At 61.6% G+C, this 21,453-nt stretch carries 20 protein-coding genes and 1 pseudogene; 11 read left to right on the top strand and 10 right to left on the bottom strand.

Going from position 1 to position 21,453, the window contains the following annotated elements; genetic code table 11:
* Positions 1-86 precede the first annotated feature (86 nt).
* The gene (locus ACPPVP_RS06105; RefSeq protein ID WP_426532242.1) at positions 87-326 is read left to right on the top strand and encodes a hypothetical protein; all 240 of its coding nucleotides are present in this window, start codon (positions 87-89) and stop codon (positions 324-326) included.
* Positions 313-639, top strand: coding sequence for a hypothetical protein (locus ACPPVP_RS06100; RefSeq protein WP_426532240.1), 327 nt, complete (start codon positions 313-315; stop codon positions 637-639). Before ACPPVP_RS06105 ends, ACPPVP_RS06100 begins: the two co-directional genes overlap by 14 nt.
* 325 nt (positions 640-964) lie before the next feature.
* Here ACPPVP_RS06100 and ACPPVP_RS06095 read toward each other — a convergent pair whose 3' ends face one another.
* Positions 965-1,207 (bottom strand): DUF1127 domain-containing protein, encoded by a 243-nt coding sequence (locus ACPPVP_RS06095; protein WP_426532238.1) that lies wholly within the window; start codon positions 1,205-1,207, stop codon positions 965-967.
* Positions 1,208-1,363: 156 nt separating this feature from the next.
* Here ACPPVP_RS06095 and ACPPVP_RS06090 point away from each other — a divergent pair, with 156 nt between their 5' ends.
* Positions 1,364-2,926: a winged helix-turn-helix domain-containing tetratricopeptide repeat protein gene (locus ACPPVP_RS06090; protein WP_426532236.1), complete on the top strand. Its 1,563-nt coding sequence runs from the start codon at positions 1,364-1,366 to the stop codon at positions 2,924-2,926.
* Between the two features lie 222 nt (positions 2,927-3,148).
* Here the strand turns inward: ACPPVP_RS06090 and ACPPVP_RS06085 are convergent, their stop codons facing one another.
* Entirely contained in the window at positions 3,149-3,577 is a 429-nt protein-coding gene (locus ACPPVP_RS06085) for a universal stress protein (RefSeq protein WP_426532234.1), read from the bottom strand.
* Between the two features lie 182 nt (positions 3,578-3,759).
* A pseudogene (locus tag ACPPVP_RS06080) lies at positions 3,760-3,906 on the bottom strand (tyrosine-type recombinase/integrase); the annotation flags it as partial.
* A gap of 176 nt (positions 3,907-4,082) precedes the next feature.
* On the opposite strand from ACPPVP_RS06080, the gene ACPPVP_RS06075 reads away from it, so the two are divergent.
* Together ACPPVP_RS06075 and ACPPVP_RS06070 are read left to right on the top strand one after the other, a co-directional pair.
* Positions 4,083-4,856 carry a molybdate ABC transporter substrate-binding protein gene (locus ACPPVP_RS06075; protein ID WP_426532232.1) on the top strand — a complete coding sequence of 258 codons (774 nt, stop codon included), beginning with the start codon at positions 4,083-4,085 and terminating at the stop codon, positions 4,854-4,856.
* A 232-nt stretch (positions 4,857-5,088) separates the two neighbouring features.
* Positions 5,089-6,879: an adenylate/guanylate cyclase domain-containing protein gene (locus tag ACPPVP_RS06070; RefSeq protein WP_426532230.1), complete on the top strand. Its 1,791-nt coding sequence runs from the start codon at positions 5,089-5,091 to the stop codon at positions 6,877-6,879.
* A 183-nt stretch (positions 6,880-7,062) separates the two neighbouring features.
* Here the strand turns inward: ACPPVP_RS06070 and ACPPVP_RS06065 are convergent, their stop codons facing one another.
* Entirely contained in the window at positions 7,063-7,986 is a 924-nt protein-coding gene (locus tag ACPPVP_RS06065) for a LysR family transcriptional regulator (protein ID WP_426532228.1), read from the bottom strand.
* Between the two features lie 261 nt (positions 7,987-8,247).
* Between ACPPVP_RS06065 and ACPPVP_RS06060 the strand changes: the two genes are divergently transcribed.
* A complete protein-coding gene (locus tag ACPPVP_RS06060; RefSeq protein ID WP_426532226.1) occupies positions 8,248-9,066 on the top strand; it encodes an alpha/beta fold hydrolase in 819 nt (272 codons plus the stop codon).
* A gap of 80 nt (positions 9,067-9,146) precedes the next feature.
* Here ACPPVP_RS06060 and ACPPVP_RS06055 read toward each other — a convergent pair whose 3' ends face one another.
* The 4 genes from ACPPVP_RS06055 to ACPPVP_RS06040 form a co-directional block, all read right to left on the bottom strand.
* Positions 9,147-12,305, bottom strand: a complete 3,159-nt coding sequence (locus ACPPVP_RS06055) for a multidrug efflux RND transporter permease subunit (RefSeq protein WP_426532224.1) — start codon at positions 12,303-12,305, stop codon at positions 9,147-9,149.
* Positions 12,306-12,308: 3 nt separating this feature from the next.
* Positions 12,309-13,517, bottom strand: coding sequence for an efflux RND transporter periplasmic adaptor subunit (locus tag ACPPVP_RS06050; RefSeq protein ID WP_426532222.1), 1,209 nt, complete (start codon positions 13,515-13,517; stop codon positions 12,309-12,311).
* Between the two features lie 333 nt (positions 13,518-13,850).
* Positions 13,851-14,879, bottom strand: coding sequence for an SAM-dependent methyltransferase (locus ACPPVP_RS06045; RefSeq protein ID WP_426532220.1), 1,029 nt, complete (start codon positions 14,877-14,879; stop codon positions 13,851-13,853).
* 40 nt (positions 14,880-14,919) lie between these two features.
* Positions 14,920-15,732, bottom strand: coding sequence for a DUF1295 domain-containing protein (locus tag ACPPVP_RS06040; RefSeq protein ID WP_426532218.1), 813 nt, complete (start codon positions 15,730-15,732; stop codon positions 14,920-14,922).
* Positions 15,733-15,907: 175 nt separating this feature from the next.
* On the opposite strand from ACPPVP_RS06040, the gene ACPPVP_RS06035 reads away from it, so the two are divergent.
* From ACPPVP_RS06035 to ACPPVP_RS06015, 5 genes are all read left to right on the top strand, one after another.
* Positions 15,908-16,903, top strand: a complete 996-nt coding sequence (locus ACPPVP_RS06035; RefSeq protein ID WP_426532216.1) for a flagellar motor protein MotA — start codon at positions 15,908-15,910, stop codon at positions 16,901-16,903.
* A gap of 16 nt (positions 16,904-16,919) precedes the next feature.
* The gene (locus tag ACPPVP_RS06030) at positions 16,920-17,291 is read left to right on the top strand and encodes a VOC family protein (RefSeq protein ID WP_426532214.1); all 372 of its coding nucleotides are present in this window, start codon (positions 16,920-16,922) and stop codon (positions 17,289-17,291) included.
* Positions 17,292-17,333: 42 nt separating this feature from the next.
* The gene (locus ACPPVP_RS06025) at positions 17,334-18,362 is read left to right on the top strand and encodes a peptidoglycan -binding protein (RefSeq protein WP_426532212.1); all 1,029 of its coding nucleotides are present in this window, start codon (positions 17,334-17,336) and stop codon (positions 18,360-18,362) included.
* The gene (locus tag ACPPVP_RS06020) at positions 18,362-18,811 is read left to right on the top strand and encodes a GNAT family N-acetyltransferase (protein ID WP_426532210.1); all 450 of its coding nucleotides are present in this window, start codon (positions 18,362-18,364) and stop codon (positions 18,809-18,811) included. The genes ACPPVP_RS06025 and ACPPVP_RS06020 overlap by 1 nt, the downstream gene beginning before the upstream one ends.
* Before the next feature lie 69 nt (positions 18,812-18,880).
* Positions 18,881-19,135, top strand: coding sequence for a hypothetical protein (locus tag ACPPVP_RS06015; RefSeq protein WP_426532208.1), 255 nt, complete (start codon positions 18,881-18,883; stop codon positions 19,133-19,135).
* A 19-nt stretch (positions 19,136-19,154) separates the two neighbouring features.
* Here the strand turns inward: ACPPVP_RS06015 and ACPPVP_RS06010 are convergent, their stop codons facing one another.
* Together ACPPVP_RS06010 and ACPPVP_RS06005 are read right to left on the bottom strand one after the other, a co-directional pair.
* The gene (locus ACPPVP_RS06010; RefSeq protein ID WP_426532206.1) at positions 19,155-19,355 is read right to left on the bottom strand and encodes a hypothetical protein; all 201 of its coding nucleotides are present in this window, start codon (positions 19,353-19,355) and stop codon (positions 19,155-19,157) included.
* A gap of 77 nt (positions 19,356-19,432) precedes the next feature.
* Positions 19,433-21,289: an ABC transporter ATP-binding protein/permease gene (locus tag ACPPVP_RS06005; RefSeq protein WP_426532204.1), complete on the bottom strand. Its 1,857-nt coding sequence runs from the start codon at positions 21,287-21,289 to the stop codon at positions 19,433-19,435.
* Between the last annotated feature and the right edge of the window lie 164 nt (positions 21,290-21,453).

Genomic DNA, 21,453 nt, shown 5'->3' with positions numbered 1-21,453 from the left:
GATCTGGCGCCCGAGGGAGCAAGGGCGGACGAGACGTCATCCTGGCCGTTAACGTAAGTGGGCGGGCCGGAAGCGTTACAAGCCCCATGCTGGTCATCAACTGTGCTCACGATCAGATCGTCACGCAGACACCCGAGTTGGCCGCGAGCATTCCCGGTTCAATGTACCAACAGATCAGTGCCGGGCATCTGGCATACTTCGAGGGAGCTGATGAATTTCTGGGCCACCGAGTTTCTGCGCCGACACAACGCGTAGGTATTGAGGAGGTCGTTGTGCTTTACAGTTTTACGTGGCAACCCAAAGGAGATCGCTATGTCGATCCGTAACATCCTTTTTGCCGTAGCATTTACGTTGGCCTCTCTGGAGGCCGCCTACGCCGATGGCCTGCGTCCGATTGATGGTATGAGCATCGACCTCGGCGAGGTGTCCGGCGTCGCCTATTACACTGTCGAGGGCGACGGATTTCATGTCGTCACGACCCTTGCACAGGGCATCGCGGGAACGCCGATCCGTGTTGTATCTGTTCTTGCGCCGGGTCAGCGTGTGGCTTTCTCAACACCGTACCAGGCAGACGCGCTCGAAATCAGCCGGAACGGCGACAGCGTGCTCGTCCGCAAGGTGAAATCGGTCCCGAACTAAATTGCGGGCCAATTTGCGCCTTCGCACCTGGCGGCAGATGGATCAGCAGGCCATTGACGTCCACGTCAGGATCTCGTTCCCGAACGCGAACTGCGCGGTGCCCAAGACGGACAAAAGCACCGATGGAGGAAGGTCGGATTCTGGCACCAAGCGGGACATACCCGCAGCGGCCTCGATGTCCGCTCTTGGGGGAAGCGCGGGCCGAGCCCAATCGCCGGACGATGTCGCCTTTTGACCCACAACGGACGTCGGCCTCTGGGCAATGATGCGTCCAGTCGTGTCTCCAATTCCGGCCATCCATCCTTACTTGGCAGATATCGAGCGTTCATTCGGCGGTTCGGATGCCTCGCGGGTCGATACCCCCGTTCGAGGCGAAGTACTCGATCTCGCCGCGCGTGATACCGATATCCATCAGATCCCTGTTATTCAGGCCGTACAATTCGGCGCGTAATCTCTCGCGTTTGCGCCATTCCTGAAATGCCCCCCAGCAACTCCCAAGAAAGTTTGATACGCGCTGCGTCGATCTGGTCGCCTGCTTCAGTTCTGCTGCACCAAGAGCCGTGTACATGACGGTATCTCCTCGTTTCCAGTCCGAGCAGAGTGCCAATGCACCGGCGTGCCGGCTTAACAGGCGGCTTACATTTTCCTCACCGGCGGCTTATTCTTTGCGTTGCAACTGGTACTGGAGCCCCGATGATCGGAGGCCGCCTGAGGAATCGGCAGCTTGCGCTATCTCTTCGAGGAGTACGCATTTGACACTGACCGGCGCGAGTTGTGTCGCGGAGCGGACGTCGTTTCCGTCGCGCCACAGGCGTTCGACCTTCTCGAATACCTGATCCGCAACAGGGAGCGCGTCGTTAGCAAAGACGACCTTATTAATGCCATCTGGAACGGACGTATCGTATCCGATGCCGCGCTGACGACCCGCCTGAATGCCGCCCGGAACGTGATCGGCGATACCGGCGAGGAGCAGCGCCTCATCAAGACGTTGCCGCGGAAGGGTTTCCGTTTCATAGGGCCAGTGCGGGAAGAAGGAGGCAAAAGCTCCGAAGTCCGCGAGACAGAACCGGAAAAACTTGCCCTCGCGCTCCCCGACAAACCTTCCATCGCGGTGCTGCCATTCCAGAACATGAGCGGTGATCCTGAGCAGGAATACTTCGCCGATGGAATGGTCGAAGAAATCACTACCGCCCTTTCTCGAAACAAACAGCTTTTCGTAATCGCTCTCAACTCCAGTTTCACGTTCAAGGGCAGAACTGTCGATATCAAGCAAGTGGCTCAAGATTTGGGGGTCCGGTATGTTCTCGAGGGGAGCGTCCGGAAATCCGGCAATCGCATCCGGATCGCGGGCCAGTTGATCGATGCAGCTTCCGGCGCTCATCTGTGGGCAGACCGATATGACGGAGCACTCGAGGACGTCTTTGAGCTGCAGGATCAGGTAGCTGCCAGCGTGGTTGGCGCAATCGCCCCCAGCGTGACCCAAGCCGAAATCGAACGTGCCAAGCGGAAACCTACCAGCAGTCTCGATGCGTACGATTATCATCTGCGCGCGCTGGCGGCACATTGGGAACGTACAAGGGACGCCACGGAGCAGGCAATTGGTCTCTTCGAGCAGGCTATCGCGCTGGACCCGCAGTTTGCACCGGCTTACGCGGGATTGGCGGCGACTTTCCAACAACGCACAATTTGGCGGTGGAGCACCGATTCAGCAGCGGACGCATCTCGAGCGATAGCCTGCGCGAAAAGCGCTTTACGCCTGGGGAGACAAGACCCGTGGGTATTGGCGCAATCTGCGATAGTTCTGGCCGCTATCGGCTATGAAGTCGAATTGGCCGACAGTCTTTTGGAGGAAGCAATTCGCCTTAATCCAAACGGAGTGCTCGGATGGGTGGGGGGTGGATCGGCGAAATTGTACCTGGGCGACCACCGAGCAGCGATTGACTACTTTCAACGCGCATTGAGGCTAAGCCCTCTGGCTCCCAGCATTTTCTTTGCACATGGCGGGCTTGCTTTCGCCAACTTCTTTCTCGGGAACCATGAGCAGGGGCTCAAGTGCGCAGCCGATGCGTTGCGTCATCATCCCGACTATGTGACAGCTCTTCGCATAACAATGGCTTGTCATGCAATGTTGGGCAACATGGAAGCTGCGCAAAAGCTCTGGCCGCAGGTTGCTCTGCTCTCTCCATCTGATCGCGTGTCCAAGATGCGAAAGGGGGCTCCGTTCAGGAGGGATCAAGACCTTGCGAAGTTACAGGAAGCCTATCGCCTCGCCGGAATGCCGGAATGAGCACGACGCGCCGCCTCGGCGACGGCTTCCGCGCTTGGCACTTTTCGGACGTAAGCGGTCAAACTTGCGATGTCGGCTCATCGAGGTAAAACGGACCTTGCGACTGCGCGCGCCCAAGTCCGAAAATGACCCTGAACAGACATCGGTACGACATGTCGAGGGGCCTTAGGGCATCCGCTGCTCCATCTCCCGGCGAGTTTATTTTGACCGAGGTCTGCACGGTCACTGACAAACCAGTACGGGGGTTTTCGCGTGCGTCAGCACCTTGTTTGTCACACTGCCGATTAGAAGCATGGAAAGTCCGCTGCGCCCATGCGATGACATAACGATGAGATCGCAGCCTTTGTCCTCGGCTGCTGCGATGATGGCTTGATGGGGTTTCCCGTTCTCCACTTGAGTCGTCTTGCAGGAAATACCAACCTCCTTGGCCGCATTTGCCGCGCGTTCCAACGCGCTCGTGGCCTGCTCCTTGCGCAGCTCGGCATATGTTGCGACTGCCTCCTGGAACCGCCCGGTCATTTCTGAAAACGGTTCCACAACGAAGATTACGGATACCTTGGCTCCAAGGGATTTCGCCAGCGCCAACCCATGCGTCACCCCACGCTCCGCTAGCTCCGATCCATCTGTCGGAATGAGAATATGCCGGTACATGCTTCACCTCCTGCTTGTCTGGACGTATCGCTGCCTTCCGAATGTAAGCTGGGCCCGCGTTTCGGATACAGTCTTGAGATAAATCAATCTATCGGCCCAACGTGCCGCGACCCAGATGTCCGCTCATGGCACAAACCGGCGGTTAGAGCGTGGGCAGAGCATGTCCGCTCTGCCCGGGTATTTCAGACATCAACTTGTTCCGCTATCGCCAGGGCGTCATCGACCTCGATGCCGAGATACCGCACCGTGCTTTCGATCTTGGTATGCCCGAGCAAGAGTTGGACAGCCCTCAGGTTGCCTGTCCGCCGATAGACCAGGGTAGCTTTTGTAGCGGCAAACGCGCTGTAGCGATTGACCCAAAGCGGGCATCAACGGATCGGAGGTTGGGTCTTGCGACTGCGTGCTTTCGCAACTTACTGCACCGCCAAAAAGATGAAATCCCCGCCTTGTCGAGTGAGATGTTATGACCTTTAATCGCGTCACTGTACTTGGCCGGGAGATATTCATGAACGGGCGATCACTGATGATGCAGACCGCGGCAGCCCTGACAGGGCTGATGCTATCAGCAATGGTGGCGGACGCGGCCGAGGTGAAAGTGTTTACCTCGGTCGCGCTGACGAATGCGCTCGACGAGCTTGCGCCGATCTTCGAGCAGAAGACGGGCAACAAGCTGACAATTAGTTATGACCTCGCCGCGGTTCAGAAGAAGCGCATCCTCGACGGCGAGCGGGCCGACGTGATCATCTTGACGCGGGTTATGATGGACGACCTTGCCAAGCAGAACAAGCTGGCTCCAGGCAATATCGTCAATGTTGCGAGTACTCCGGTTGCCTTGGCGGCTCGTGCCGGCGCGCCGAAGCCGGATATCTCGACAGCGGACGCGTTCAAGCAAACATTGCTGTCGGCCAAGTCGATCTCCTATGCGGATCCGGCCAAGGGAGGCCTGAGTGGCGTGGTCGCCAGCCGCGCCATCGAGCGTTTAGGTATCACCGAGCAGATGAAGTCTAAGACGACGCTCGTGCCCGGTGCGCAGTCCCCGGACTTAGTGGCAAAGGGAGAGGTGGAGCTCGGCATCGCGCAGGCATCGGAGATCGTGCCGAATGCAGGGGCGCAACTGGTTGGCCCACTACCGGGCGAACTCGGCAGCATGACGCAGTTCAGCGGCGGTATTGGTGCGGAGTCAGCGTCCGCGAACGCGTCGAAAGCCTTGATCGATTTCCTCGCGGGGCAAGAGGCCGGATCGCAGTTCAAGGCGAAGGGGTTTGAGCCAGGAGGCTAGTTTATTTGCGCTTCGAGGAGTCCTCGCAAGCTAAGCATTCGATCCGTTCTAAATTGCCGATTACCGCTTTTGGCACTTTCCGGCCATGCCGGGCGAGCCGATGGATGTCGGCTCCTGACGCTACAACGGACCAACTTCGGCTTGTGATCCAAAGCGGACATTAGCCCTAGCCCAAGGGCGACGCCCTATGCTTTGATATGTCCGACGGATCGACCGATCTCGGGAGGCCGTTTTGACCGACAATCGCGTTGAACGACGACTTGCAGCGGTCCTGGCGGCAGATGTCGCCGGTTACTCCCGGCTCATGGGAGCCGATGAGGTAGGCACTCTGCAAGCCTTGAAGGCGCACCGCCGCGAGCTTCTCGACCCCTCCATCGCAGCCTTCAAAGGCCGCATCGTCAAGACTACGGGCGACGGGATGCTCGTCGAGTTCCCTAGCGCCGTGGACGCGGTGACCTGCGCGATGGACGTTCAGGCGAAGATGCTGGAGCGAAATGCCAGCGCAGCCCAAAAAATCACCTTCCGCGTTGGCATCAACGTCGGTGACATCATCATTGACGGTGATGACATCTTCGGCGACGGCGTCAATGTTGCCGCTCGTGTTGAGAACGAGTGCGAACCGGGCGGGGTTTATCTCTCCGAAGATGCTTTCCGGCACGTCCAGGGGAAGATGCCGTTTGTCTTCGAAGACATGGGCGAGAGATCACTGAAGAATATTGGCCGAGCAGTCCGCATCTACGCGGTGCGGGCGTCCGAACGAGAGGTCGGCGCAGGACATCAGGCAGCAGCAGAAGCGCGTAGCTTGTCGGACCCATCCAGCAAGCTGCTGCCTCTCCCCGATAAGCCGTCCATTGCGGTGCTGCCGTTCGAGAACATGAGCGGCGATCCCGAACAGGAATACTTCGCGGACGGAATGGTTGAGGAGATCATCACCGCGCTTTCGCGGTTCAAATGGTTGTTCGTCATCGCTCGCAATTCGAGCTTTGCGTTCAAAGGCAAAGCCGTCGATATCAAGGAGGTCGGACGCAGGCTTGGCGTCCGTTATGTCCTTGAGGGGTCCGTGCGCAAGGCCTCAGGGAGGGTTCGGATCACAGGACAGTTGATTGATGCCGTGACAGGCGCGCACCTTTGGGCGGACAGATTCGAGCGTGACCTGACAGACATTTTCGCTCTTCAGGACGAAGTAACGGTCGCCGTTGTCTCGGCCGTTCAGCCCAAGCTGCTTCAAACAGAAATCGAGATGGCGACCCGCCGCCGACCGGAAAACCTAACTGCCTATGATTTGTGTCTAAGGGCCAGACAGAAATCCTATCTTAGGACCCGTGAAGGGTTTGCCGAAACGATCCAATTGGCTCATCGTGCCTTGGATCTTGACCCTCGCTCTGTTTCGGCCGCCGTGTTGGCGGCTAATACCCACTTCAGCAACGTTGTTCTGGGCTTTGCTATCGACCCACAATTCGACCGCAACGAAGGAGCTCGGCTAGTTCGCTTGGCATTAAGCCTCGACGAGAATGACGAGACAACGCTGGCGGTTGCGGGGCTTAGTGCCGCTTTCTTTGACGGTGACTACGAGACTGCCATCGACTTTGCTGATCGTGCGGTCGCGTCCAATCCAAATGAAGCTCGCACGTGGCGCATTAGAGGATGGATTTACAAACTTGCAGGCCAACACGAAGAAGCAATCCGGAGCTTTGAACGCGGCATTCGCTTGAGCCCGTTGGACCCCTTGCTTCATATTGCTCTTGCTGGCGTCGGTTTTGCCTTGATCGAGCTTCGCCGTTTCGACGAGGCAGTCGCGGTTTCCAAGAAGGCTCTTCGTCAGAACTCATCCGATGGGGTAGCTTACCACGGTTTGGCGGCCGCTTTGGCCCATCTTGGACGTGATGCCGAGGCTGGTGAAGCGGCGGCTCGTTTTCTTGAGGTCGATCCCACCTTTACGATCACCGCGTGGATCGCTCGGGGAGGTCAATCAAACTCGCATCTGCTGGTTGAGGGCCTTCGGAAAGCGGGCTTGCCCGAGTAGCTCTCCATCCCACGAGGTGATCGAATGGCGGCACTCTGCTGAGGTGCATGAGTCCGGTTATGGCGCACTTAGCGGACGTCACAACCGCACGCAGGGAATGTCAGTTGTTGGGAGAAGAGCGGAAGTCCCGATTGCGTCACCTTACTTCTGAGTCTGACCCATAGCGGACTCTCGCATCGCGCTCTAGTCCGCTTCAACGTAGCGAATGATGCTCTGATTTTGAACGCTTGCAACCAATTCATCCGCGCGGGACAAAAGCCGGCAGAGCAGCGGAGAGGAATTGGCCTGGTTATAGCCGAGAGTGAGATCGACGGTTGGTGGAACGCCCTCGAGCGCTCTGGCAACAACGTTTGGCGCCAGCATATTCTGCGCGTAGAGCGGAACGAGGGTCACGCCGCCCGTGGATGCGACCAGCGACATGGCCGACGATATGTTCTCGCCTTCATACTTTGGCCTGAGCATGATCCCAACCTTCGACGCATAATCCTGTATCACGGCGTGCAATACCGGAGACGTTCTCGCCGAACTGACATAGATCTCGCGGACAAGATCCTGTGGGCGAATCCTTTTGCGCGCGGCCAGGCGATGGTCTGCCGGCAGCACGGCGATCAAGGGCTCCTTCGCCAACAACTTGAAAGTCACGCCTCCGTTCTGTTTCTCAGGGCGGAGAAAGGCGATGTCCAGCTTCCCGCGCGCTAATGCGAGGGCAAGTTCTGGCGAGGACTGACTACACAGGGTGACTTCGACCTCCGGCTCTTCCTCGCGGAGGATACGCAATAAGTGGGGGAGCCACATCACTTCCAGCCCGACCATGAACCCCATGGAAAGTGCGGGCTTTTGCGGCTGTGCAGTCCGCCGCGCACCATCTGTCGCCGCTTCGACTTGCGACAGCGCCAGCCGCGCGTGATCGAGAAAGACTCTTCCGGCATCGGTAAGCGCCACGCCACGCGGCTGGCGCTCCAGCAACTGCACGCCAACTTCGGATTCCAAATCGCGAATCTGCCGGCTCAGCGACGGCTGCGAAGTGTTCAGGCGCCGTTGGGCAGCGGTCAAAAAGCTGCCTTCCTCGGCAACGGCAATGAAATAGCGCAAATGACGGAGTTCCATCGGCCCTCGATATGCTTGCCAAGCATACATCGGAGCCTACTAGGTCTTTGTCATAGGCGGAAGCAAGATTTACCTTCGGAGGCGTTCAACCAAAAGAGGATAAAAACAATGACCTCAACTTCAAAGCCGGCAATCGTTTTCTGCCATAGCCTTTGAGCCGACGGATCATGCTTCAGCAAAATTGAGTAACGCGTGGCTCAATGGATCAATCAATCGCTATCTTTTCAATAAAATGTCTAACAGCGCAGATGGAGCGACTCGATGTCCACGATCACTACTACAGACGGCGTAAACATCTTCTACAAGGACTGGGGCTCAGGCCAGCCGATCGTTTTCAGCCACGGCTGGCCACTGTCGGCGGACGACTGGGACGCCCAGATGACCTTCTTCCTTCGCCACGGCTACCGGGTGATCGCCCACGACCGGCGCGGCCACGGCCGGTCCGACCAGCCCGGCATCGGCAACGACATGGACCACTGGGCTGCCGACCTCGCGGCCCTGACCGAGCACCTCAACCTGCGCGACGCTATCCACATCGGCCACTCCACAGGTGGCGGTGAGGTGGCTCGCTATGTCGCTCGCCACCAGGAGCGCGTCGCGAAGGCGGCGCTGGTCGCTTCACTGACGCCGAACATGTACCGGAGCGAGGACAACCCATCCGGTCAACCGCCGGAGTGGTTCGAAGCGATCCGGGCAGGCGTGCTGGGCAACCGGTCGGAGTTCTACCGTTTTGTCCCTGAGAATCCGTTCTACGGCTACAACCTGGATGGGGCGAAGCCTTCGGAGGCGATCATTGCGAACTGGTGGCGCCAAGGCATGGCCGGCGGTGCCCTCGCTCATTACGCAACCGTCGACTCTTGGCTCGAAGATTATACCGAAGACCTCAAGAAGATCACCGTGCCGGTGCTGGTGATGCATGGCGAGGCTGATCAAGTCGTCCCGTTCGCAAGTTCAGTGCCGCGTGCGGTCGACCTGCTCAAGAACGGGTCGCTGAAGACTTATCCCGGCTATCCCCATGGCATGCTTACCACGCATGCGGACGTCCTCAACCCCGACCTGCTCTCGTTCATCAGGTCTTGATGACATCTCTCATCCATCATCGCCTATGGTCCGGTACGCCGCCGCTTTCCGCTTCGATCGCACTTCCCTGGAATACGGGGTCACCCGCCTTCGCGGGTGACGCCGGCAGGAATATGCGACTCCGTCGCCGTTTCCTTCTCGGGTTCCCGATCCCCCGCCAGCACGCGCTGCACGCTGACGAAGAACACCGGCACCAACAGCAGCGCCAAGATCACCACCGCGATCATGCCGCCCATGACGCTGGTGCCCAGCGCCTGCTGGCTGGCGCCGCCGGCGCCGGTGGCGATGGCCATCGGCAGCACGCCGCAGACGAAGGCGAGGCCTGTCATCAGGATCGGGCGAAAGCGCAAGCTGCACGCTTCGATCGTGGCCTCGACCAGCGGCTTGCCCTGCGCGCGCAAATCCTTGGCGAACTCGATAATCAGGATGGCGTCTTTTGCCGCCAGCCCGATGATGGTGATCAGGCCGACGGTGAAGTAAACGTCGTTCGGCAGGCCGCGCATGGTAGCGGCGATGACCGCGCCGCAAATGCCGAGCGGTATCGTCAGCAGCACGGCGAGCGGAATGGTCCAGCTCTCGTAGAGCGCGGCGAGCAGGAGGAACACCACGAATACCGAGAGGCCGAGCAGGAACGGCGCCTGCGAGCCCGACAGCTTTTCCTGTAGCGACTGCCCGGTCCATTCGTAGCCGAAGCCGCGCGGCAGCTTGCCCGCGAGCCGCTCCATCTCGGCGATGGCGTCGCCGGAGGTGAAGCCGGGTTTTGCCTCGCCGGAGATGCGCACGGCGGGATAGTAGTTGAAGCCCGCGATCTGGGTCGGACCCTTCTGCCACTGCACCGTGGCGAAAGCCGAGAACGGCACCAATTGGCCGCGGCTGTTCTTGACGTTGTAATTGAGGATGTCGTCCGCGTTCATGCGGCTGGCGCGGTCCGCCTGCACGATCACGCGCTGCATCCGCCCGCGGTTCGGGAAGTCGTTGATGTAGTTCGAACCGAGATTGGTCGAGATGGTCTGGTTGATGTCCTCGAAGGTGACGCCGAACGCGCCGGCCTTTTCGCGGTCGATCATCAGGTTGACCTGCGGCGCCGGCGGCAGGCCCTCGACATAGACCTTTTGCAGTACGCGGCTGGCATTGGCTTCCGCGATCAGCTGGTCGGAGGCGGCGACCAGCGCCGGATAGCCCTTCTGGCCGCGGTCCTGCAGGCGGAACGAGAAGCCACTGGAATTACCGAGATTGTCGATCGGCGGCGGCTGCAGCGCAGAGATTTTCGCGTCGCGGATCGACGACAGGTCGCGGTTGATGTCGGCGACGATCGCGGCCGCGGAATCCTTACCGCCGCGCTCCGACCAGTCCTTCAGCGAGATGAAGGCCTGCGCGGTATTGACGCCCTGGCCGAGGAAGCTGAAGCCGGTCAGGAACGTCACGTTCTCGACGCCTTCACGTTTGAGCAGATATTTTTCGACCTGCTCGACCGCGGCCTGGGTACGGGCATAGGAAGAGTCGGACGGCGTCTGCACGTCGGTCGTGATGAAGCCCTGGTCGTCGACCGGCAGGAAGCCGCCGGGCAGCCGCACGAACGCCCAGCCGAGGCCGATCAGCAGTACGGCGTAGATCAGCATCAGCCGTCCGGTGCGCTTCAGCGAACCCTTCACGGTGCGCGTATAGCCGCCGCGGGTCGACTCCAGCACGCGGTTAAACCAGCCGAACACGCCCTTGCGGGCATGGCCATGGCCGGCCTCGACCGGCTTCAGCAGCGTCGCGCACAAGGCCGGCGTCAGCGACAGCGCCAGCAGCGCAGAGAAGGCGATGGCGGAAACCATGGTGACCGAGAACTGGCGATAGATGATGCCGACCGATCCCGGGAAGAACGCCATCGGCACGAACACCGCCATCAGCACCAGCGTGATGCCGATGATGGCGCTTGATATCTGCGACATCGCCTTGCGGGTGGCTTCCTTCGGCGGCAGGCCTTCTTCGGCCATGATGCGCTCGACGTTTTCCACCACGACGATGGCGTCATCGACGAGAATGCCGACCGCCAGCACCATGCCGAACATGGTGAGCATGTTGATGGAATAGCCGACCGCCATCAGCATCGCGCAGGTGCCGAGCAGCGCCACCGGCACCACGATGGTCGGGATGATGGTGTAGCGGATGTTCTGCAGGAACAGGAACATCACGATGAAGACCAGCACCACCGCTTCCACCAGCGTCATCAGCACCTTGTGAATCGAGGCCTTGACGACGGGGGTGATGTTGTACGGGATTTCGTAGCCGATACTGGCCGGAAAGAACTTTGACAGTTCCTTCATCTTGGCTTCGACGGCGCTGGCGGTCGCAAGCGCGTTGCCGGTCGGCGACAGCAGCACCGAAAGGCCGGCGGTCGGCTTGCCGTCGAGGCGCGTGTTGAACTGGTAGCTGAGGCCGCCGATCTCGACGCGCGCGACGTCGCGCAGCCGCACGGTGGAACCGTCCGCGTTGGCGCGCAGCGTAATGGCGCCGAACTCCTCCGGAGAGGAAAGCTGGCCCTTGACCAGCACCAGCGCGGAAATCTTCTGTTCCGGCGTGCTTGGCTCGGCGCCGATGCTGCCCGAAGCGACCTGCGCGTTCTGGGCTGTAATGGCCTTGTTGACGTCGTCGGCGGTGAGGCCATAGCCGACCAGCTTTGCAGGATCGATCCAGATCCGCAGCGAACGTTCGGTGGAATAGAGCGTGGCGCGACCGACGCCGGGAATGCGCCTGATTTCGCCGAGCACGTTGCGGATCATGAAATCGCCCAGGCCGATTTCGTCGAGCGAGCCGTCGGTCGAGTTCAGCGTGATGATCTGTAGCACGGCGGAGGAGGCTTCCTCGACCAGGATACCCTGCTGGATCACCGCGCGCGGCAGCCGCGCCTCGACGCGCTTGAGGCGGTTCTGCACTTCGACCGAGGCCGCGCCGGTTTCGGTGCCGGGCACGAAGTTGGCGATGATCTCGACCTGCCCCAGCGAGTCCGAGGTGGATTCGAAATTGAGGATGCCGGAGGCGCCGTTGAGCTCCTCCTCGATCAGCCGCGTGACGCTGTTGTAGAGGTTTTCCGGCGACGCGCCGGGATAGCTGGTCGAGATCGAGATCGAGGGCGGCGCGATGATCGGATATTGCGCGACCGCCAGCAACGGGATCGAAATCGCGCCGATCAGGCAGATGAACAGCGCGACGACCCAGGCGAAGATCGGCCTGTCGATGAAGAAGGAGGGCATATCTCAGCGCGCGGCTTGTGTCGCGGGTGCGCCCGGGATTGTACCGACCGAGGCATCCGCATCGATCCACGCTTTCGGCTTTACCTTGTCGCCGGGCACGAATTTCTGGAACCCGTCGACGATGACGCGGTCGCCGTCCTTGAGGCCCTCACTGACCAGCCAGAGCCCGTCCTGCACCGCGCCGGTGCGGACCGGCTGCGTCGCCACGCGGCCATCCGCCTTGACCACGAACACTTCGCTGCCGCCGCCGGCATCGCGCTGGATCGCCTGCTGCGGCACGGCGATGGCGTCGGAATCGATGCCCTGTTCGATCAGGACGCGGACATACATGCCGGGCAGCAATTCGCGATGCGGATTCGCAAACTGTCCGCGCAGCGTGACCTGTCCGGTATAAGCATCCACCTTGGCTTCGGAAAACAGCAGCTTGCCCGGGATCGGATAGACCGTCCCGTCGTCGAGCACGAGGCGGACCTTGGCCGCGTCGGGCGAGATCCGGTCGAGATCGCCATTGTCAAACGCGCGACGCAGCTTGTGCATCTCGGAGACCGACTGGGTGAAGTCGGCGTAGATCGGGTCGAGCTGCTGGATCGTGGCGAGGCTGGTGGTCTCGTTCTGGATCACCAGCGCGCCTTCACTCACCAGCGCGGCGCCGACGACGCCGCTGATCGGCGCACGGATCGTCGCGTAGTCGAGGTTCAGCCTGGCGCGCGCGACGTCGGCCTTGCGGCTGCCGACCTCGGCCTCGGCCTGGCGCTGGGCTCCGATCGCCTTTTCGTTCTCGGCCTCGGATGTCGCACGCTGGCCGGTCAGCGTCGCGACGCGACGCGCATGCTGTGAAGCAAGGTCGAACGCCGCCACCGCCTTGTCCAGCGCGGCTTGGCTCGCCTGCAGTTCCACCTCGAACGGCTTGGGGTCGATCCGGTACAGCGGATCGCCGGCAGTCACCTCGGTGCCCTGCTGGAACAGGCGTTCGACGACGATGCCGGAGACGCGTGCGCGAACTTCCGAAACCCGGGTGGGCGCGATCCGGCCGGGCAGTTCCCGAACGAGGGCGCGGGACTGAGGCCGTACGGTGAAGGTGCCCACTTCAGGCTCGGCCGGAGTTGCCGCAACCGCCGCCACCGCCGTCGGTTCGTTGCAGCCAGCCAATAGCGGCGCCATCGCAGCCAACATCACAACGATGCATGCCGATCGCGTTCGAAGTCCGGACATTGAAAGCATTGCCCCAGTTCAGGTTTGAAGCGCGAATTTGATTATTCGCGACGTTGTCCAAGCGGCGTCCAGAAAGGACGTTCGAAGAAACCTTGGAACTCACAGTTGATAGCGGCAAGATAAAGAACCGCTGCTGCAACGCAATACGATCTCGCGGCGGCCCAATGTCACACAGTGCTATAGTGCTGAATTAGCGGCGATATTCCGGGGTCACTCGATTGTGAGCCCGGTTCCATTCCTGCGTTAAGGTTTGCAGCGAAAAAAATCCGGCGAGAACTGCGGGCTGTCAGCATGAGCATGCGGCAGCCCTGAGGACGAGGTCGAATCGGTACGTTAACCGGCCGCCTTCAGCCGGTAATGGCTTACGCCCCACTCGCTGCCACCGGCGTAACCGAACAGTCCTGCCGTCGCGAGTAAGAACCAGCGCCAGCGCTTCATCCACAACGCGGTCTCGTCGCCATGAACCGTGTGAAGCACGCGTTCGATCTCGTCGCGATGAGAATCGAAATTGTCGAGCCAGTCCTGCGCGGTGCGCTGATAGTGCACGCCGCTCCAGCGCCATTCCTTTTCGACCTCGAACAAATCGGCATATTGCCGGATCAGATGGTGGCTCGGCATCACGCCGCCGGTGAAGAAGTGCTGCGCAATCCAGTCCTCGGCGTCCGCGTGATCGAACAGATAGGCGCCGGAGCGATGGGTGAAGATGTGCAGGAAGAAACGGCCATCGGGTTTCAACCACGCGCTCACGCGCTTCATCAGTTCGCGCCAGTTCATCATGTGCTCGAACATCTCGACCGAGACGACGCGGTCGAACCGTGCATCGGGCGCGAACACATTCATGTCCTGGGTGACGACGCGCAGATTGGGCAGGCCGCGTTGCGCGGCTTCGCTCTCGATATATTCGCGCTGCGAGTTCGAATTGGACACCGCCGTGACGAGCGAATGCGGGAATTGCCGTGCCATCCAGAGCGACAGCGATCCCCAGCCGCAGCCGAGTTCGAGGATCGATTGCCCGTCGGCCAGATCGGCATGCTCGACGGTCTGACGTAGCGCCTCTTCCTCGGCCTCCTGCAATGTTGAGGCCGGCTCCTTGTAGAAGCACGAGGAATATTTTCTGGTAGGGCCGAGCACATGGGCAAAGAACGCCGCCGGCACCTCGTAGTGCTGGGCGTTCGCCGCGTCGGCACATTCGGCAATGGCGCGCGCCGCCATCGCGTCGGCAAACCAGGCGTCACTTTCCGCGCTCCCGGTGGCGAGCCGTGTGGCGGTGCGCGAGCAAAGCCGGTGGATCGCGGCGCGGACGATGACATCGGGCAACGGCACGCGTTCGGCGGTGCCAATGATGGTGGAGGTGAAGCTCATGGGACCACTCCCTTCGCTGACGCCGCTCTCCCGGCCGGGATCATGCTTGCGGCAGCCACGGAAAGAACCGGCTGGTGCGCGACTGGTAGTCGCGATAGCGATCGCCGCGCGAGCGCAGCATCTGTGCTTCCAGCGGCGGGATGCCGGTCACGTGGACCAGGATCCAGTACATGAAGAGCGGGGCCAGCAGCGCAGCAAAACCCCACGGATACGAAAGCGGATCACTGAGCGAAATGCCGATGACGGGATAGGCCAGCCACCCGAACCATTCGAAGAAATAATTGGGATGGCGCGACCAGCGCCACAGCCCGACATCGCAAATCCTACCCTTGTTGGCGGGATCGGTCCGGAACGCTTTGAGTTGCGCATCCGCCAGCGCTTCGCCGGCGATGCCGGCCAGCAGGATCAGCGCGCCCAGATAGTCCGACGACCGCAGGCCCTCGCCGGGCGCGTGGGCGGCGACAAAGATCGCGAATGCCAGCGGGATCGACCCGAGCCCCTGGTTCTGCAGAAAGATGAACATCTTGCGCGGCGAATCAGCCCCCCATTCCCTGGCGAAGGCCGCATAACGGGGATCGTCCGATATGCCCGCGCTGCGAATCGCAATGTGGACCCCGAGCCGCAGCGACCAGATCGCGACCAACGCCGCCACCAGCCACTGCCGGGCATTGGGCGAAGCCCCCTCGACCGGCCACAAGGCGCTTCCAGCGCCGACCAGGCCGAGCGAAAAGGTCCAGATGGTATCGACCCAGCCGGAATTGCCGGTCCGCTGCTGCACTGCCCAGGCGCCGGCCATCAGGACTGAAAGCGACGCAGCAATGGCCGCCAGCGCCTCAAGATATAAGGCCGTCATGAAAAATCCCGGTTGGACATTGAACCGTTGCAAAATACGTTGATGTCAAAGCCGGGTTTCAGGCAGAGGTTCCACCATCGTCTACTGGAAATCGCGGCTTCCCAGCTTTTTTCTCCAGCCCGCTGTGCCATATTGGTTCCCCAGCGCGGCTTTTCGTAACGGATGACACCCGCCAATGCCCTCAGGCCCCTCCTCCCGCTCCGAAATGGAGATCGAACTGAGCAAACTGTCGTCGCCCCGGATTTTTCTGGTGCGGATGCTGGTGTTCCTGGTGCTGTGCACGCTGATCACGGTCGTGCTCTACAAGCAGATCATCGCGGCGTTCTTTGCCAACCCTGGCCTCAACGCCCTGATCGGCGCGGTGCTTCTGATCGGCATCATCCTGTCATTCCGGCAGGTGATCCGGCTCCGTCCGGAAGTGGCCTGGGTGAACAGTTTCCGTATCGCCGATCCCGGGCTGGCGATCGAGCGGCGGCCGACCCTGCTGGCGCCGATGGCGGCGATACTTGGCGGCGAGCGCTCCGGGCGGATGACGATCTCGCAGCAGACCATGCGGCATTTGCTGGATTCGATCGCGACGCGGCTGGATGAAGCCCGGGATATTTCCCGCTACATGACCGGCCTGCTGGTCTTTCTCGGCCTGCTCGGCACCTTCTGGGGGCTGATCGAAACCGTAGGCTCCGTCGGCAAGGTCATTGAGGGCTTGAAGGTCGGCGGCGATTCCGGCGCCCTGTTCGATACCCTGAAAGATGGACTGGCCGCGCCGCTCGGCGGCATGGGCATTTCGTTCTCGTCCTCGCTGTTCGGCCTCGCCGGCTCGCTGATCCTGGGCTTTCTCGACCTGCAGTCGAGCCAGGCGCAGAACCGCTTCTACACTGATCTGGAGGACTGGCTCGCCTCCACCGTGCGCGAATACGGCGATGGCGGATCCGGCCTCGGCGGCGAACTGCAGCACGCGATGGAACGGATACGCACGGTGCTTGAAGAGAGCAGCGGCGGCCGAAGCACCACCGCGGCGATGGCCAACCTCGCCGAGGCCATCCAGGGCCTGGTCGCGCATATGCGCACCGAGCAGCAGATGATCCGCGAATGGGCCGACGGCCAGGGCGAGCAGAACCGCGAGATCAAGAAGCTGCTGGAGCGGATCGCCAGGCAGCCCGAGAAGAGCTGAAGGCAAGAGTTGTGATATGCTCGATCACGTCACCATCGGTGTCAGCGATATCGAGCGATCGAGAAACTTCTATGATCTGGCGCTGCGTCCATTGGGGATCACACGCCTGTATGCGGACGGCGAAACGGCCTCGGGCTACGGGCTAGCGCCCAAGGCCTTCTTCTGGGTCAGTTGGCGCGGCGTGCCTCAGACGGGCGCCCATGTCGCCTTCACGGCGCAGGACCGTGCCGTGGTGGACCGGTTTCATGCAGAAGCCATCGCGGCCGGCGGCCGCGACAATGGAGCGCCTGGAATACGCCCGAATTACCATCCCAGTTACTACGGAGCCTTTGTCCTCGATCCCGACGGTCACAATATCGAAGCAGTCTGCCACGCGCGACAGGGATAAGCTGCCGCTAATGCGTCAACCCAAAAGATAGAGAATTTCGAAATGGCCCTCGCCCGTGCACGCCGCAGCGAATCCGGTTTCAACTACTGGCCGGGGTTCGTCGACGCGCTGTCGACCCTGGTGCTGTCGATCGTGTTTCTGCTCTCGGTGTTTTTGGTGGTGCAGTTCTTCCTGTCGCAGGAGGTCACCGGCAAGGACAAGGCGCTGGAGCAGCTAAACGCCAAGATCGCGCAGCTCAACGACCTGCTGTCGCTGGAAAAGCTCGGCAAGATCGCGCTTGACGACCAGGTCGGGCAATTGCGCGCCGGTCTCGCCGCTGCAGAAGGCGAGCGCGACCGCATCAAGGGGCTTTACGAGGGGCTGGCCGGCGCCGGCGGCGACGCCCAGGGCCGCGCCAACGAGCTCAACAAGGCGCTCGAGTCCGAAAAGACGGTGAGCTCGCGCGCACTCGCCCAGATCGAGGTGCTGAACCAGCAGATCAGTGCGCTGCGCCGCCAGCTCGCCGCGCTCGAAGAAGCGCTGGAGGTTTCCGAGAAGCGCGACAAGGAATCGCAGGGGCGGATTGCCGATCTCGGCCAGCGCCTGAACGTCGCGCTGGCGCAGCGGGTGCAGGAATTGTCGCGCTACCGTTCGGAGTTCTTCGGCCGGCTGCGCGCCATTCTGGGTAATCGCCCCGATATCCGGATCGTCGGCGACCGTTTTGTGTTTCAGTCGGAAGTATTTTTTGATACCGGCCAGGCTCTGCTGCTGCCCGAGGGCCGCGCCGAGCTCGATAAACTTGCAACGGCGCTGATAGATCTGGACAAGCAAATTCCGAGCGAGATCGCCTGGGTGCTGCGGGTCGACGGCCACACCGACATGCGGCCGATCAACTCGCCGCTGTTCAAATCGAACTGGGAGTTGTCGTCGGCGCGCGCCATCTCGGTGGTGCAGTATCTGGTTTTCCTCGGCGTCCCCGCGCAGCGGCTGGTCGCCGCCGGTTTTGCGGAATTCCAGCCGCTTGACACCGCGCCCACCGAGGAAGCCTACAAGCGCAACCGCCGCATCGAGCTGAAGCTGACGGAACGCTAGTGGGCGTGGATTTCACGCTCCGCCCCTATCGCGTCGAAGACGAAGACGCGGCGATCGAGCTCTGGCGGGCGACCTGGCAGCAGGCCTACCCTTCGATCGATTTCACGGCGCGCGTGGCATGGTGGCGCGAGCGCTGGCGCAACGAACTGGTGCCGAATGCTTCGATCATCGTCGCCGAACACGCCGACGCGCTGATCGGGTTCGTAACCATCGACGGATCGGGCTATCTCGACCAACTCGTGGTCAGCCCGGATCACTGGGGCTCGAAAATCGCTGGCGCATTGGTCGATGAATCGAAACGCCTTTCGCCCGGCGGCGTTACGCTCAAGGTCAACAAGGACAACGCCCGCGCCATCCGCTTCTACGAGCGCAACGGCTTCGGGCATGCCGGGGAGGACGTCAATCCGACGTCGAGGCGTCCGGTCTTGCGAATGACATGGAGACCGTGATCGTCATCACAGGCCTGAGACGTGGAGTGCGGTAAGCGGACTGCGCAACGCAACAACGGAGACGAAACCATGACACGGGCCGAATTTGCCAAGGGCTCGGCGACGTTTTTGGTGGTGATCGTCGCCGGATTGCTGTCTGAGACCTATCTGGATCGGCACCTCGCCGCTCCCGAGACGGACAAAAAAGCGATGGCGCGAGATGGCGACGAAGCATCGCCGCCAACCACACCGTCGGCGGCATGCGTCGCGAAAGACGGCTCCTGGAAAAACTGGCCGTGGTCGAACGTGCCGATACTATCGCCGAAATGCCGCGAGGATCGCTAGGCGCTCATCGCCCGCGACGTCATATGCGCCGAAACAGCACGCCGATAACCAGCACGACATAGGCAATCGCCAAAACGTCGAACACGCGCGCCGAGCTGATGATCGGGACGGAAAGATGGGCATATCGAATGAGGAGCGCGATAAGCGCCAGCACCACCGAAATCAAAAATATCACGAGCGACGGCGGCGTAAGCGCGAAACCTCCGCGACGGTAAGGCATGCCCCTCTCCTGTTCGGCTTGAACGAGATGATTAACGGGGCAACAACCGGGAGCCGACGTTCTAGTTCCCGATTTTCCTAAACACCCTCGAATTGCAACCGCGCCAGTCGCGCGTACAACCCATTCGCTGCAACCAGCTCCGCATGCGTACCTTGTTCGACGATCCTGCCCTGGTCCATCACCATGATGCGGTCGCAGGACAGCACGGTGGCGAGACGGTGCGCGATCACCAGCGTGGTGCGATGGCGCATCAATTCCTCCAGCGCAGTCTGCACCAAGGTCTCGCTTTCGGCATCGAGCGCGGACGTGGCCTCGTCGAGCAACAGCAGCGGCGCGTCGCGCAGGATCGCGCGCGCGATCGCGATGCGCTGGCGCTGGCCGCCGGACAACGTCACGCCACGCTCGCCAAGCTGTGCTTCGAAGCCGCCGGGCAAGCGGCGCAGGAATTCGGTGGCATGGGCGAGATCGGCGGCGCGCTCGACCTCGGCATCGGTCGCGTCAGGCCGACCGAAGCGGATGTTTTCGCGCGCGGAGGCCGCGAACACCACCGAGTCCTGCGGCACCAACGCGATGCGCGCCCGCACGTCGACGGGATCGGCCGATTTGACCGGCACGCCGTCGAGCGAGATCGTTCCCTTGGCGGAATCGTAGAAGCGCAGCAAGAGGTGAAACAGCGTGCTCTTGCCCGCCCCCGACGGGCCGACGATCGCAACCTTTTCACCGGCCTGGATCGACAGTGAAACGTTGTCCACCGCGAGCACGTCCGGCCGCGTCGGATAGGCAAAACTGACATTTTCAAAACCGACATCGCCCCGCGCAGGCACCGGCAACGCCACCGGCCTGGGCGGCGCCGTGATCTGCGGTTTTACGCGCAGGATCTCGAACAGCCGCTCGGCGGCGCCGGACGCGGCCGAGACCTCGCCCCAGACCTCGCTGAGCTGCCCGAGACCGCTGGCGGCGAACGCCGCGTACAGCACGAACTGGCCGAGCCGGCCCGGCGTGATCTGCCCGGTCAGCACGTCGTGCGACCCGACCCAGAGGATCGCCACGACGCTGGAGAACACGATGAAGATGATGATCAGCGTCAGCACCGCGCGCGCCCGCGTCGAGCTGCGCGCCGCTTCATAGGCCTGCTCGACCTCGCCGCTGAAACGGTTGGTCGCCATCCGCTCGCTGGTATAGGCCTGCACGGTCCTGATCGCGCCGATCAGTTCGGAGGCGTAGGCGCTGGCGTCCGCCAGCGTATCCTGCGCATTGCGCGACAGCCGCCGTACCCAGCGCCCGAACGCAACCAGCGGAATCACGATCAGCGGAATCGCCAGCAGCACGAAGCCCGACAATTTCGGGCTGGTGATCACCATCATGGCGGCAGCGCCGATGAACAGCATGATGTTGCGCAGCGCGATCGACACCGAGGCGCCGACCGCGGATTTGATCTGGGTGGTATCGGCGGTCAGCCGCGACACCAGTTCGCCCGAGCGCGCGGAATCGAAGAATGCCGGTGACAGCGAGACCAGATGCGCGAACACGTCGCGCCTGAGATCGGCGACGATACGCTCGCCGATCGTCATGACGAGGTAGAAGCGGGACGCGCTGGCCGCAGCGAGCACCGCGACAATGGCGATCATGACGCTGAAATAGCTGTTGATCAGCGCGATGCCTTCCGGGCTGAAGCCGAAATCGATCATGCGCCTGACCGCCACCGGCACCACCAGCGTGGTGATCGCGGCGACCGTCAGCGAGACGAAGGCCAGCACCGCGCGGCCGCGATAGCGCGCTATGTAAGGCGCCAGCGCCAGCAGCGGCCGGAGCTTGGCGCTCGTCTTGGCCGGCGACTGCGTCAACTGGGCCTCGATGAAGGCCTCTTCCTCGAGCAGGGCATCGCGCCGTGGGGGCGCGGTTTTGACGTCTTCAAGCTGTTCTGCTGCGCTCATGAAATCCGACCGGTTTGCCGCCCCCAGATAGGCCCCGCGGCCCCCTCTGGCAAATCCGGGAGATTCCCAATGAGGGCATATACGTAGCTTGTTTTGATGGCCTTACTAAGTTATAGAGCCGGCCAAATCCCGTACCCATTGCCATTTGAGACGGGCGCCGGCGC

This window comes from Bradyrhizobium sp. McL0615 (assembly GCF_049993905.1).
Classification (GTDB): domain Bacteria; phylum Pseudomonadota; class Alphaproteobacteria; order Rhizobiales; family Xanthobacteraceae; genus Bradyrhizobium.
This window is presented reverse-complemented; position numbering and strand designations above follow the sequence as displayed.

Coding starts and splice junctions, on each gene's coding strand:
- ACPPVP_RS06105 (WP_426532242.1), top strand. CDS start 87: ATGCTGGTCATCAACTGTGCTCACGATCAGATCGTCACGCAGACACCC.
- ACPPVP_RS06100 (WP_426532240.1), top strand. CDS start 313: ATGTCGATCCGTAACATCCTTTTTGCCGTAGCATTTACGTTGGCCTCT.
- ACPPVP_RS06095 (WP_426532238.1), bottom strand. CDS start 1,207: ATGTACACGGCTCTTGGTGCAGCAGAACTGAAGCAGGCGACCAGATCG.
- ACPPVP_RS06085 (WP_426532234.1), bottom strand. CDS start 3,577: ATGTACCGGCATATTCTCATTCCGACAGATGGATCGGAGCTAGCGGAG.
- ACPPVP_RS06075 (WP_426532232.1), top strand. CDS start 4,083: ATGAACGGGCGATCACTGATGATGCAGACCGCGGCAGCCCTGACAGGG.
- ACPPVP_RS06065 (WP_426532228.1), bottom strand. CDS start 7,986: ATGGAACTCCGTCATTTGCGCTATTTCATTGCCGTTGCCGAGGAAGGC.
- ACPPVP_RS06060 (WP_426532226.1), top strand. CDS start 8,248: ATGTCCACGATCACTACTACAGACGGCGTAAACATCTTCTACAAGGAC.
- ACPPVP_RS06055 (WP_426532224.1), bottom strand. CDS start 12,305: ATGCCCTCCTTCTTCATCGACAGGCCGATCTTCGCCTGGGTCGTCGCG.
- ACPPVP_RS06050 (WP_426532222.1), bottom strand. CDS start 13,517: ATGTCCGGACTTCGAACGCGATCGGCATGCATCGTTGTGATGTTGGCT.
- ACPPVP_RS06045 (WP_426532220.1), bottom strand. CDS start 14,879: ATGAGCTTCACCTCCACCATCATTGGCACCGCCGAACGCGTGCCGTTG.
- ACPPVP_RS06040 (WP_426532218.1), bottom strand. CDS start 15,732: ATGACGGCCTTATATCTTGAGGCGCTGGCGGCCATTGCTGCGTCGCTT.
- ACPPVP_RS06035 (WP_426532216.1), top strand. CDS start 15,908: ATGCCCTCAGGCCCCTCCTCCCGCTCCGAAATGGAGATCGAACTGAGC.
- ACPPVP_RS06030 (WP_426532214.1), top strand. CDS start 16,920: ATGCTCGATCACGTCACCATCGGTGTCAGCGATATCGAGCGATCGAGA.
- ACPPVP_RS06025 (WP_426532212.1), top strand. CDS start 17,334: ATGGCCCTCGCCCGTGCACGCCGCAGCGAATCCGGTTTCAACTACTGG.
- ACPPVP_RS06015 (WP_426532208.1), top strand. CDS start 18,881: ATGACACGGGCCGAATTTGCCAAGGGCTCGGCGACGTTTTTGGTGGTG.
- ACPPVP_RS06010 (WP_426532206.1), bottom strand. CDS start 19,355: ATGCCTTACCGTCGCGGAGGTTTCGCGCTTACGCCGCCGTCGCTCGTG.
- ACPPVP_RS06005 (WP_426532204.1), bottom strand. CDS start 21,289: ATGAGCGCAGCAGAACAGCTTGAAGACGTCAAAACCGCGCCCCCACGG.